Below are 12,749 nucleotides of genomic sequence, written 5' to 3' on the forward strand. Positions count from 1 at the left end.
GCGAACCGCACCCGGCGCCTGGTGGAGCCCCACGCGCTACGCCCCCGGCGAACACCCGCATTCCCGGGATTCCCCGAAGGGACCATGGCGTTAGGGTCCATGAAAGGCAGAACAATGAGACGGCCCGGCGCCGTCGTAAGACGAGCAGGTGGATACGTGACGAATCTGATGCCCTCAGCCGCCGGCGAGCCTTCCATCGGTGGTGGCCTCGGCGACCAGGTCTACAACCGGCTGCTCGGCGAGCGGATCATCTTCCTCGGCCAGCAGGTTGACGACGACATCGCCAACAAGATCACCGCACAGCTGCTGCTCCTCGCCGCCGACCCGGACAAGGACATCTACCTCTACATCAACAGCCCGGGCGGCTCGGTGACGGCCGGCATGGCGATCTACGACACCATGCAGTACATCCCGAACGACGTGGTGACGATCGGCATGGGCATGGCGGCTTCGATGGGTCAGTTCCTGCTCACCGGCGGCACCGCCGGCAAGCGCTTCGCCCTGCCGCACACGGACATCATGATGCACCAGGGCTCCGCGGGCCTGGGCGGTACGGTCTCGGACATCAAGATCCAGGCCCAGTACCTGCTGCGTACCAAGAAGACCATGTCCGAGCTGACCGCGCTGCACTCCGGCCAGTCCGTCGAGACGATCGTCCGCGACGGCGACCGCGACCGCTGGTTCACCCCGGAAGAGGCCAAGGAGTACGGTCTCATTGACGAGATCATCACGCACGCCTCGGGTGTTCCGGGAGGCGGCGGCACCGGTGCCTGACCGGCCCGGCCACGCCACGCACCGCCACGACGCCCAGCCCCCCAGAACGCCACCAGGACGGTGAACACCCCATGAGCAACTTCCCCGGCGCCGCCAGCGGCATGTACGAGGGGCCGCGCCCCGACAGCCGCTACGTCATCCCGCGCTTCGTCGAGCGCACCTCCCAGGGCATCCGCGAGTACGACCCGTACGCGAAGCTCTTCGAGGAGCGCGTGATCTTCCTGGGCGTCCAGATCGACGACGCCTCCGCCAACGACGTCATGGCGCAGCTGCTGTGCCTGGAGTCGATGGACCCGGACCGGGACATCTCGATCTACATCAACAGCCCCGGTGGCGACATGACCGCCCTCACGGCGATCTACGACACGATGCAGTTCGTCAAGCCCGACATCCAGACGGTCTGCATGGGCCAGGCCGCCTCCGCGGCGGCCATCCTGCTCGCCGCCGGTACGCCCGGCAAGCGTATGGCGCTGCCGAATTCCCGTGTGCTGATCCACCAGCCGGCGGGCTCCACCGGCCGCGGCCAGCTCTCCGACCTGGAGATCATCGCCAACGAGTTCACCCGGATGCGTGAGCAGCTGGAGGACATGCTGGCCAAGCACTCGAACCAGCCGATCGAGAAGATCCGCGAGGACATCGAGCGCGACAAGATCCTCACGGCCGAGGAGGCGCTCGAGTACGGCCTCGTCGACCAGATCATCTCCACCCGCAAGCTGAACAACGCCGCGGTCCGCTGACGCGGAGCGGCGCTCTCCGGGCTCCCCCTGGCGCGGTGCACGTCAAAGTGAACCCTGCCAAGGGGGGCCCGAACACCGGGCCCGGCAAGGTACCGTCGGACATAAGGCAGCACCAGGAGCCGCTGGACCACCGCGTCCAGGCGTCTCCCAGGCGAAGGGGAAGCACACCGTGGCACGCATCGGTGACGGCGGCGATCTGCTCAAGTGCTCGTTCTGCGGCAAGAGCCAGAAGCAGGTCAAGAAGCTCATCGCAGGGCCCGGTGTGTACATCTGCGACGAGTGCATCGATCTCTGCAACGAGATCATCGAGGAAGAGCTCGCGGAGACCAGCGAGGTGCGCTGGGAGGAACTGCCCAAGCCCCGCGAGATCTACGAGTTCCTCGAGGGCTATGTGGTCGGCCAGGAGGCGGCGAAGAAGGCCCTCTCCGTCGCGGTGTACAACCACTACAAGCGGGTCCAGGCGGGCGAGAACGGCGGTCCGGGCGGCCGTGACGACGCCATCGAGCTGGCGAAGTCCAACATCCTCCTGCTGGGCCCTACGGGCTCCGGCAAGACCCTCCTCGCGCAGACCCTTGCGCGCATGCTGAACGTCCCCTTCGCGATCGCCGACGCGACGGCGCTGACGGAGGCGGGCTATGTCGGCGAGGACGTCGAGAACATCCTGTTGAAGCTCATCCAGGCGGCGGACTACGACGTCAAGAAGGCCGAGACGGGCATCATCTACATCGACGAGATCGACAAGGTGGCGAGGAAGAGCGAGAACCCCTCGATCACCCGTGACGTCTCGGGCGAGGGCGTCCAGCAGGCGCTCCTCAAGATCCTCGAAGGCACCACGGCCTCGGTCCCGCCCCAGGGCGGCCGCAAGCACCCGCACCAGGAGTTCATCCAGATCGACACGACGAACGTCCTGTTCATCGTGGGCGGTGCCTTCGCCGGCCTGGAGAAGATCATCGAGGCTCGTGCGGGCGCCAAGGGCATCGGTTTCGGCGCGACGATCCTCTCCAAGCGCGAGCTGGAGTCGAAGGACGTCTTCGAGGACGTCATGCCGGAGGACCTGGTCAAGTTCGGCATGATCCCGGAGTTCATCGGCCGCCTCCCGGTGATCACGTCGGTCCACAACCTCGACCGCGAGGCGCTCCTCAAGATCCTGGTGGAACCCCGCAACGCCCTGGTCAAGCAGTACCAGCGGCTCTTCGAACTCGACGGCGTGGAGCTGGACTTCGAGCGCGAGGCCCTGGAGGCCATCGCCGACCAGGCCATCCTGCGCCAGACCGGCGCCCGGGGCCTGCGCGCCATCATGGAGGAAGTCCTCCAGGGCGTCATGTACGAGGTCCCGTCCCGCAAGGACGTGGCCCGCGTGGTCATCACGGCCGACGTGGTCCTCTCCAACGTCAACCCGACCCTGATTCCCCGGGATGCGCGGGGTCGGGGGTCGGGGGAGCAGAAGTCGGCGTAGGCGGTCCGGCACGACGAGGAAAGGGGGCGCCCCGGGGCACGGGGCGCCCCCTTTCGGCATGTCGGCCGCATCGCGATCGGACGGCTGCGTTCGGCGGCAGGGGCTGTGGGTCGGGCCGGAGCGTGCGGGCCGACACAGTCCTCGGGGAGTCGCCGCACGACGGAGCCCCGGTCGTCGATCGACCGGGGCTCCGTCCGAGCGTGACGAGCGCTACGCCTTGACGCGCACGTCGTTGCGCAGCTTGGCCCCGAGATCCGCGGCGTCGTCGATCGACTCGCCCTGGCCCGAGGCGATGGAGGCGACGCTGTACGACGAGACGAAGGCGACGGTGCTGTGGTCGCCCCAGATGCACACCGGCAGCTTCATGCTCTTCGGCAGCCCCGCCTGCGAGGCCGACGAGCCGCTGGTGTCGATCTCGGCCACCTGGCACTTCATGACGCCGTTGGAGAAGCCCGCCGGGTGGACGGTCTCGGGGCTGCCGATCAGCTTGCCCTTGGTGTCGGAACCGCTCTGGTCCTTCTCGGACTCCGCCTTGGCCTTGGCGAACATGGCGTCGACGACCGCCTCGGGGTTGTCGATCGTCCCGTAAACGCCGCTGAAGGCAATGCCCTTCATGGTCAGGCCCGTACCGTTCTCGTACTTGGCGCCCACCTCCGTGGGGTTCTTCACCCCCCACTTCGCGTAGTCCGATTTATCGGAGTCACTGATGTCGGCCGAGGAGCCGGTATCGCTCTTCTTGGTGTACGTCCCGTTGATCACGGATTCCGGAGTCGTCAACTTGTGGGGTCCGTCGTCCGCGATGCCTGTACTGCCCCCGGCGAAGGCGTAGTAAGCGCCCACCGCCACGGCCGCCACCACGGCCACCGCGCCGATGATCAGGCCCGTCTTCTTCTTGCCGCCGCCGGCCTGCGGCGCCTGGGGCATGCCGTAGGGCTGCTGGCCGTAGGGGTTCGGCTGCTGCCCATAGGGGCCCGGCTGCTGGCCGTACGGGTTCGGCTGCGGCGGCATGACGCCCTGTTGCGGGTAGCCGTAACCCGGCTGCGGCGGAGTCGGAGGGGCCTGCTGGGGGTAGCCGTAGCCGGGCTGCGGGGCCTGCGGCGGCTGGCCGTAAGGGCCCGGCTGGCCGTAGGGTCCCGGCTGGCCGTACGGACCAGGCTGCCCCGGCCGGCCGTAAGGGCCCGGCTGCTGGGGCGGTCCGCCGTACGGGCCCGGCTGGTTGTTGCTCATCTCTGGGTTCCCCTCCAGATGCTTATGTGTTCCTGACATCCTGGACCAGGCACGGGAAACGCACGGCACCGGGGGCCGCACCGTTACAGAACAAACGCGTTTCGGGACCACCGCGTGACACCTCTAAACTGACCCCCGTGACCGAGAACGCTCAGCAGCAGCCACCCGCGCCCGACTCCGAACTGCCGACCCAGTACGCGCCGGCCGATGTAGAGGGCCCGCTGTACGAGCGCTGGGTAGAGCGCGGTTACTTCGAGGCGGACGAGAAGAGCGACAAGCCGCCGTACACCGTCGTCATCCCGCCGCCGAACGTCACGGGCAGCCTCCACCTGGGCCACGCCTTCGAGCACACCCTCATCGACGCCCTCACGCGCCGCAAGCGCATGCAGGGCTACGAGACGCTGTGGCAGCCCGGCATGGACCACGCCGGCATCGCCACGCAGAACGTCGTCGAGCGCGAACTCGGCAAGGAGGGCAAGTCCCGACACGACCTCGGCCGCGAGGCCTTCGTCGAGCGCGTCTGGCAGTGGAAGGCCGAGTCCGGCGGGCAGATCAGCGGGCAGATGCGTCGCCTCGGTGACGGCGTCGCCTGGTCGCGCGAGCGCTTCACCATGGACGAGGGCCTCTCCCAGGCCGTCCAGACCATCTTCAAGCGCCTCTACGACGACGAGCTGATCTACCGCGCCGAGCGCATCATCAACTGGTGCCCGCGCTGTCTGACGGCCATCTCGGACATCGAGGTCGAGTACCAGGACGACGACGGCGAGCTCGTCTCCATGAAGTACGGCGAGGGGGACGACACCATCGTCGTCGCCACCACACGTGCCGAGACGATGCTCGGCGACACCGCCGTCGCCGTCCACCCGGACGACGAGCGCTACAAGCACCTCGTCGGCAAGCTCATCAGGCTCCCGCTGACCGACCGCTCCATCCCGGTGGTCGCCGACACCCACGTCGACCCCGAGTTCGGCACCGGCGCCGTCAAGGTCACCCCGGCCCACGACCCGAACGACTTCGAGATCGGCCAGCGGCACGACCTGCCGGCCATCACCGTGATGGACGAGCACGCCGTCATCACCGTCCACGGCCCCTTCCAGGGCATGGACCGCCTGGAGGCCCGCTCGGCGATCGTCGCCGCGCTGCGCGCCGAGGGCCGGATCGTCGCCGAGAAGAGGCCGTACGTCCACTCCGTCGGCCACTGCTCGCGCTGCAAGACCACCATCGAGCCGCGCCTGTCGATGCAGTGGTGGGTCAAGGTCGGCCCGCTGGCGAAGGCGGCGGGCGACGCCGTCCGCGACGGCCGCGTCAAGATCCACCCGCAGGAGATGGAGAAGCGGTACTTCGACTGGGTCGACAACCTCCACGACTGGTGCATCTCGCGGCAGTTGTGGTGGGGTCACCGGATCCCGGTCTGGTACGGCCCGGGCGGGGAAGTCGTGTGCGTCGGGCCCGACGACGAGGTCCCCACCGGCGAGGGCTGGCACCAGGACACCGACGTCCTCGACACCTGGTTCTCCTCCGGCCTGTGGCCGTTCTCCACCCTCGGCTGGCCCGAACAGACCGAGTCGCTCGCGAAGTTCTACCCGAACTCCGTCCTGGTCACGGGCTACGACATCCTCTTCTTCTGGGTCGCCCGGATGATGATGTTCGGCCTGTACGCGATGGACGGCACCCCGCCGTTCCACACCATCGCGCTGCACGGCATGGTCCGCGACCAGTTCGGCAAGAAGATGTCGAAGTCCTTCGGCAACGCGGTCAACCCGCTGGACTGGATGGACAAGTACGGCAGCGACGCGCTCCGGTTCACTCTGGCCCGTGGCGCCAACCCCGGCGTCGACGTCCCGATCGGCGAGGACTGGGTCCAGGGCTCCCGCAACTTCGCCAACAAGATCTGGAACGCCACCCGCTTCGCGCTGATGAACGGCGCGACGGTGGAGGGCGAGCTGCCGGACTCCGCGAGGATGTCCGCGACGGACCGCTGGATCCTCTCCCGCCTGAACTCGGTCGTGGCCGAAGTCGACGCGTACTACGACGACTTCCAGTTCGCCAAGCTGTCCGACGCCCTCTTCCACTTCGCGTGGGACGAGGTCTTCGACTGGTACGTCGAGCTGTCCAAGACGACCTTCCAGGCGGGCGGCGAGCCGGCCGAGGTCAGCAAGCGCGTCCTGGGCGAGGTCCTGGACGTCACCCTCAAGCTGCTGCACCCGGTGGTCCCGTTCGTCACCGAGACCCTCTGGACCACCCTCACGGGCGGCGAGTCGGTCGTCATCGCCGAGTGGCCGAAGGCCGTGTTCGTCCCCGGTGCCGACGCACCCGGCGGCTTCCGCGACGCCGACGCCGAGCGGGAGATCGAGACCCTCCAGTCGGTCATCACCGAGGTCCGCCGCTTCCGCGCCGACCAGGGCCTGCAGCCCGGTCAGCGGGTCCCGGCCCGCCTGACCCTGAGTGGTACCGCCCTCGCCCCGCACGAGGCCGCCATCCGTCAGCTCCTGCGGCTCCAGCCGGAGGGCGACTCCTTCACGGCGACGGCGACCCTCCCGATCTCCGGTGCCGAGGTCGCCCTCGACCTCTCCGGCACGATCGACGTCGCCGCCGAGCGCAAGCGGCTCGCCAAGGACCTGGCGGCCGCCGAGAAGGAGAAGGCCCAGGCCACGGCCAAGCTCGGCAACGAGGCGTTCCTCGCCAAGGCCCCGGAGAACGTCGTGGACAAGATCCGCACGCGCCTCTCCAAGGCCGAGGAGGACATCGCGCGCATCACCGCCCAGCTGGAGAAGCTGCCGCAGGCGTGAGTCGTCCGGCGTGACCGAAGGCCCCGGTGCCCATGAGGCGCCGGGGCCTTCGCCCACCTCAAGGGGGCGCGGGGGACTGTGCGACGAGCCACCACGCACCGGCAGCCGGCCGACACGACGAGCCACCCCGTACCGGCGGCGCGAAGCCACCGCACTCTTTGTCACTGCCGCTCCGTAGACTGGGGCCGTGAGCGACCACCCCGGCACCAGCGACACGCCAGACCCCCTGAACCGCTTCGACGAGATCATCGAAGCCGAAACCACCCGCGATCCCGACCTCGCCGTGATCGAGGCCGGCAGCCGTACCCTGCGTACCCAGGGCGGCCAGTCGCAGGGCGACGTACCCGCACGTCCGGAGGACCCGGAGGTCGACAGGGCCCTGCGCGAGGTCGAGGCGGAGCTGGCCACCCGCTGGGGCGAGACCAAGCTGGAGCCCTCCGTCAGCCGCATCTCCGCGCTGATGGACGTCCTGGGCGAGCCCCAGAGGTCGTATCCCTCGATCCACATCACGGGCACCAACGGCAAGACCTCCACCGCCCGCATGATCGAGGCCCTGCTCGGCGCCTTCGAGCTGCGCACCGGCCGCTACACCAGCCCGCACGTGCAGTCGGTCACCGAGCGCATCAGCCTCGACGGCGCCCCGATCTCCGCCGAGCGGTTCATCGAGACCTACCACGACGTCAAGCCGTACATCGAGATGGTGGACGCACAGCAGGAGTACCGCCTCTCCTTCTTCGAGGTCCTCACCGGCATGGCGTACGCCGCCTTCGCCGACGCGCCCGTCGACGTGGCCGTCGTCGAGGTCGGCATGGGCGGCAGCTGGGACGCCACCAACGTGATCGACGGGGATGTCGCGGTCGTCACGCCCATCGACCTGGACCACACCGATCGCCTCGGCGAGACCCCGGGGGAGATCGCCGGCGAGAAGAGCGGGATCATCAAGCAGGGCGCGACGGTGATCATGGCGCAGCAGCCGGTGGACGCGGCCCAGGTGCTGCTGAAGAAGGCCGTCGAGGTGGACGCCACCGTGGCCCGCGAGGGCCTGGAGTTCGGCGTCGTGGCCCGGCAGGTCGCCGTCGGCGGGCAGCTGCTCACGCTGCGCGGCCTCGGCGGCGAGTACCACGAGGTGTATCTCCCGCTGTACGGCGCCCACCAGGCGCACAACGCGGCCGTCGCCCTCGCCGCCGTGGAGGCGTTCTTCGGCGTCGGTGCCCAGCGCGCCGAGCCGCTGGACATCGACGCCGTCCGCAAGGCCTTCGCGGCCGTGTCCTCGCCGGGCCGCCTGGAGGTCGTACGGCGCTCCCCGGCCGTCGTGCTGGACGCGGCGCACAACCCGGCGGGGGCGCGGGTGACCGCGGACGCGGTGCAGGAGGCGTTCGACTTCAGCCGGCTGATCGGTGTCGTGGGCGCCAGCGGTGACAAGAACGTGCGGGGCCTGCTGGAGGCCTTCGAGCCGATCTTCGCCGAGGTCGTCGTCACGCAGAACTCCAGTCACCGGGCGATGGACGCGGACGAGCTGGCCGCCATCGCCGTGGAGGTGTTCGGCGAGGAGCGGGTGCAGGTCGAGCCGCGGCTGCCGGACGCCCTGGAGGCCGCGATCACGCTGGCCGAGGAGGAGGGCGAGTTCGCGGGCGGTGGCGTGCTGGTCACCGGTTCCGTCATCACCGTCGGCGAGGCCCGGCTGCTGCTGGGGAAGGGCTGAGGATCGAGGAATGCGTACGCTCTGTGCATCGACACTGATCGGCGAGTTCTTCGTCATCGGGTTCGCCGGTCTGGTCGCCATGAAGGACCCGGGCCTGTCCATGTCCACGGTGTGGCTGGTCAGCGGCATCGCCATGCTGCTCTGCGTCCTGCTGTGCGGCATGGTGACCCGGCCCGGCGGGGTCGTCCTCGGCTGGGCCCTGCAGATCGCGCTGGTCGTCTCCGGCGTCTTCGTCCCGACCATGTACTTCCTGGGCGCGGTGTTCGCGGCGCTGTGGTGGGCATCGGTGCACTTCGGCAGAAAGGTGGACGAGGCGAAGGCCCGATTCGCCGCCCAGGCGGAGTCCGGTCCCTCTACACCTGACGCTGCGTAACGGACGCCCCGACACGCCCTGTAACCTCGTCCCACCACCGCCGACGTCCGTCAGAAGGAGTCCTCCCGTGAGCCAGCGCACCCTCGTCCTGCTCAAGCCCGACGCCGTCCGTCGCGGCCTGACCGGCGAGATCATCAGCCGCATCGAGCGCAAGGCCGGCTGGCAGATCACCGCGCTGGAGCTGCGCACCCTGGACCGCGCCACGCTGGAGCAGCACTACGGCGAGCATGTCGGCAAGCCCTTCTACGAGCCGCTGGTGGACTTCATGTCCTCCGGTCCCGTCGTCGCGCTGATCGTCGAGGGCGAGCGGGTCATCGAGGGCGTGCGCGCGCTCGCCGGCCCGACCGACCCGATCGCCGCCGCGCCCGGCTCCATCCGCGGCGACTACGGCGTGATCGTTCGCGAGAACCTCATCCACGCCTCCGACTCCGAGGAGTCCGCCGAGCGCGAGGTGAAGATCTTCTTCCCGGGCCGGGTCTGAGCCGCGTCTTTAGTTTTCGGTAATTTTTCTGAGTGGGCGTCAGCTCCGTCCGGTGGCGTCTGACCAGGGACGGCCGTACATTTCCGGCCGTCCCTTGGCATATGCCTCGCCGATCGGGGGAACGCGTGCCCCTGATGGGCCGTCTCCACAAGCGGGGCGGGCCGCCATCTGGTGACAATGGCGGAGACCCTCGCGCAGTGTTCGTGCAGGCGCGTTTACGATGGAAGCCTTCACGTCACAGCACCCGCCTCGCCGTCCTGACATGCCCTCAAAAGTTCGGGAAGGCCAGATGAATCCGGATGGGGAACTCAATGTCGTTCATCGGCCGTGACATGGCTGTCGACCTCGGGACCGCCAACACGCTGGTGTACGTCAGGGGTCGCGGAATCGTACTCAACGAGCCGTCCGTCGTCGCGATCAACACCAACACGGGTGGAATCCTCGCGGTCGGTGCCGAAGCGAAGAAGATGATCGGCCGGACCCCGGGCAACATCGTGGCCGTCCGCCCGCTGAAGGACGGCGTGATCGCCGACTTCGAGATCACCGAGCGGATGCTCCGCTACTTCATCCTGAAGATCCACAAGCGGCGGTATCTCGCCCGGCCGCGGGTCGTCGTCTGTGTGCCCTCGGGCATCACGGGCGTCGAGCGCCGCGCCGTGATCGAGGCGTCCTCCCAGGCCGGCGCCCGCCAGGTGCACATCATCGAGGAGCCCATGGCCGCCGCCATCGGCTCCGGCCTACCGGTCCACGAGGCCACGGGCAACATGGTGGTGGACATCGGCGGCGGCACCACGGAGGTCGCGGTCATCTCGCTCGGCGGCATCGTCACCGCCCAGTCCATCCGGGTCGCGGGCGACGAGCTGGACAACGCGATCATCCAGTACATCAAGAAGGAGTACAGCCTTCTGCTGGGTGAGCGCACGGCCGAGCAGATCAAGATCACGATCGGTTCGGCCTACGACCTCGACGCCGACGAGCACACCGAAGTCCGCGGCCGGGACCTGGTGTCCGGGCTGCCGAAGACCGTCGTCATCTCGGCCGCCGAGGTCCGCAAGGCGATCGAGGAGCCGGTCAATGCGATCGTCGACGCGGTCAAGACGACCCTCGACAAGTGCCCGCCGGAGCTGTCCGGCGACATCATGGACCGAGGAATCGTTCTGACCGGCGGCGGAGCGCTGCTGCGCGGCCTCGACGAGCGGCTGCGCCGGGAGACCGGCATGCCGATCCACATCGCCGAGGATCCGCTGGACAGCGTCGCGCTCGGCTCCGGAAAGTGCGTCGAGGAGTTCGAGGCGCTGCAGCAGGTCCTGGACGCTCAGCCGCGCAGATGACATGACTCTTCGATTCCGCCGTACGAGACGTTCTCCTCTCGTGCGGCGGATCGTTGATTACAGGCATAAGCTCCCACAAATGGCCCCCTTGGGTTTGCCTTTCGCGCAAGCGCCCGTCAAGGGGCTCCCGAATTCCTATTGAGGAAGGGCACGGCCGCCGCACGTGAGGGACACGAAAGAGAGCCGGCTGCTCCTGGTCCTGCTGGTCGCCATCGCATTCGCGCTGATCACGGTGGACATTCGCGGGGGCAGGAACTCCCCGGTCGACGGTGCCCGGCAGGCCGCGGCCGCGGTGTTCGGCCCGGTCGAGAACGGGCTGTCCTCGGCGGTCGACCCGGTCGGCAACGCCGTCTCCGCGATCCGCGACTCCGGCAACCGGCACGACCGGCTCGCCCGGCTGGAGAAGGAGAACGCGGCCCTCAAGGCGAAGCTCGGCAGCGACGACCGCAACCGCAGCCGGCTGAACCAGCTCGACAAGATGCTGAAGATCGCCGGTGAGGGCCAGTACGGCATCAAGGGCGCCCAGGTCATCGCCATAGGAGCGGCGCAGGGCTTCTCCTGGACCATCACCATCGACGCCGGCGCCAACGACGGCATCAAGCGCGACATGACCGTCCTCAACGGTGACGGGCTGGTCGGCCGGGTCACCACGGTCGGCCCCGACACCTCCACCGTCCTGCTCGCCAACGACCCCGACTTCACAGTCGGTACCCGCATGGAGGGCAGCGACGAACTGGGCTTCGCCTCCGGGCAGGGCGACCGACCGCTGCGCGTCGAACTGCTCAACGGCCAGGCGCAGGTGAAGAAGGGCGACCGGCTCGTCACCTTCGGCTCCCAGGCCGACCGGCCGTTCGTGCCCGGCGTGCCGGTCGGCGTGGTCTCCCGCGTCGAACCCTCCAACGGCGGCCTCACCCGCACGATCTACGTCACCCCGTACGTCGGCTTCACCAAGCTCGACATCGTCGGCGTGGTCGTCCAGGCCCCGAAGAAGGACCCGCGCGACGCGGTCCTGCCGGCCCAGCCCAAGCCGGTCCCGACGCCGACGGTGACCGTCACGGTGACCCCCTCGGCCAACGCGAACAACACGACCGGCCAGCAGCAGTAGGAGCTGACTTCTTCCATGCGCCTCAACCGGATCCTGCTCTCCAGCGCGCTGGTCGTCGTGGCCCTGGTGATCCAGGTCAGCGTCCTCGCCCGCCTGCATCTGCCGGGCGCCGTGCCCGACCTGCTGCTGCTCACCGTCCTCGGCCTCGCCATGGTGTACGGCCATGTCGGCGGCGCCCTCGTCGGCTTCGGCGCCGGCCTGCTCGCCGACCTCGCCCCGCCCGCCGACCACGCGGCCGGCCGTTACGCGCTCGTGCTGTGCGTCATCGGCTACTTCGCCGGGCTCATCAAGCCGGAGAACGGCCGCCTGAAGTCGGCGACCGGGCCGATGGCCGTCGTGGTCGCCGCCGCCGTCGGCTCCACGCTGCTGTACGCCGGCGTCGGCGCGCTGGTCGGCGACACCGCCGCCCGTCATGTCGGCCTGCCCGGGCTGCTGTTCTCGGCGGCCCTGTACGACCTGCTGCTCGCCCCGTTCGTGGTCCCCGGGATCATGTGGCTGGCCCGCCGCGCCGACAACGACCCGCTGACCGAGAGCGGCCCCGCCGCCAAGGCCGGCAACATCTCCGCCGGCTGGCTCTCCTCCGGCACGGGCCTGCGCGTCGGCGGCCAGCGCGGCGGGCTGGGTGCGCTGAAGGCCAAGGCCCGCACCCGTTCCGTGCGGGTCGGCCGGATCAAGGGGGTCAAGCGGCTGTGAGAGCGGACGAGTTCACGCGAGCGGGCAGCCGCACATTCACCCGAACAGGTCAGCTGCCGCGGAACGCGGGCTCACAGGCTG

Annotated in this window: 11 protein-coding genes; 10 read left to right on the top strand and 1 reads right to left on the bottom strand. The window is 69.0% G+C overall.

Annotated features, from left to right (window positions below):
• Positions 1 to 168: 168 nt before the first annotated feature.
• The 3 genes from AB0L59_RS02220 (at position 169) to clpX (ending at position 2,967) form a co-directional block, all read left to right on the top strand.
• A complete protein-coding gene (locus AB0L59_RS02220; RefSeq protein WP_228625250.1) occupies positions 169 to 774 on the top strand; it encodes an ATP-dependent Clp protease proteolytic subunit in 606 nt (201 codons plus the stop codon).
• Between the two features lie 71 nt (positions 775 to 845).
• Positions 846 to 1,511, top strand: coding sequence for an ATP-dependent Clp protease proteolytic subunit (locus AB0L59_RS02225; protein ID WP_365578271.1), 666 nt, complete (start codon positions 846 to 848; stop codon positions 1,509 to 1,511).
• 169 nt (positions 1,512 to 1,680) lie between these two features.
• Positions 1,681 to 2,967: an ATP-dependent Clp protease ATP-binding subunit ClpX gene (clpX, locus tag AB0L59_RS02230; protein WP_189948500.1), complete on the top strand. Its 1,287-nt coding sequence runs from the start codon at positions 1,681 to 1,683 to the stop codon at positions 2,965 to 2,967.
• Positions 2,968 to 3,177: 210 nt separating this feature from the next.
• On the opposite strand, the gene AB0L59_RS02235 is transcribed toward clpX, so the two are convergent.
• On the bottom strand, positions 3,178 to 4,194 hold the full coding sequence (locus AB0L59_RS02235) for a hypothetical protein (protein ID WP_365578273.1): 1,017 nt from the start codon (positions 4,192 to 4,194) through the stop codon (positions 3,178 to 3,180).
• Positions 4,195 to 4,331: 137 nt separating this feature from the next.
• On the opposite strand from AB0L59_RS02235, the gene AB0L59_RS02240 reads away from it, so the two are divergent.
• The 7 genes from AB0L59_RS02240 (at position 4,332) to mreD (ending at position 12,668) form a co-directional block, all read left to right on the top strand.
• Positions 4,332 to 6,983 carry a valine--tRNA ligase gene (locus tag AB0L59_RS02240; protein WP_365578275.1) on the top strand — a complete coding sequence of 884 codons (2,652 nt, stop codon included), beginning with the start codon at positions 4,332 to 4,334 and terminating at the stop codon, positions 6,981 to 6,983.
• Positions 6,984 to 7,170: 187 nt separating this feature from the next.
• Positions 7,171 to 8,685: a folylpolyglutamate synthase/dihydrofolate synthase family protein gene (locus AB0L59_RS02245; protein WP_365578277.1), complete on the top strand. Its 1,515-nt coding sequence runs from the start codon at positions 7,171 to 7,173 to the stop codon at positions 8,683 to 8,685.
• 10 nt (positions 8,686 to 8,695) lie between these two features.
• Positions 8,696 to 9,058, top strand: coding sequence for a DUF4233 domain-containing protein (locus AB0L59_RS02250; RefSeq protein WP_365578279.1), 363 nt, complete (start codon positions 8,696 to 8,698; stop codon positions 9,056 to 9,058).
• A gap of 67 nt (positions 9,059 to 9,125) precedes the next feature.
• Positions 9,126 to 9,539, top strand: coding sequence for a nucleoside-diphosphate kinase (ndk, locus tag AB0L59_RS02255; protein ID WP_365578281.1), 414 nt, complete (start codon positions 9,126 to 9,128; stop codon positions 9,537 to 9,539).
• 311 nt (positions 9,540 to 9,850) lie between these two features.
• Positions 9,851 to 10,870 carry a rod shape-determining protein gene (locus AB0L59_RS02260; RefSeq protein ID WP_031158632.1) on the top strand — a complete coding sequence of 340 codons (1,020 nt, stop codon included), beginning with the start codon at positions 9,851 to 9,853 and terminating at the stop codon, positions 10,868 to 10,870.
• Positions 10,871 to 11,033: 163 nt separating this feature from the next.
• Complete coding sequence (gene mreC, locus AB0L59_RS02265; protein ID WP_365578283.1) at positions 11,034 to 11,975, top strand: rod shape-determining protein MreC; 942 nt, start codon at positions 11,034 to 11,036, stop codon at positions 11,973 to 11,975.
• 15 nt (positions 11,976 to 11,990) lie between these two features.
• Entirely contained in the window at positions 11,991 to 12,668 is a 678-nt protein-coding gene (gene mreD, locus AB0L59_RS02270) for a rod shape-determining protein MreD (protein ID WP_365578285.1), read from the top strand.
• Positions 12,669 to 12,749: the final 81 nt, after the last annotated feature.

The organism is Streptomyces sp. NPDC052109 (assembly GCF_040680195.1).
GTDB lineage: Bacteria > Actinomycetota > Actinomycetes > Streptomycetales > Streptomycetaceae > Streptomyces.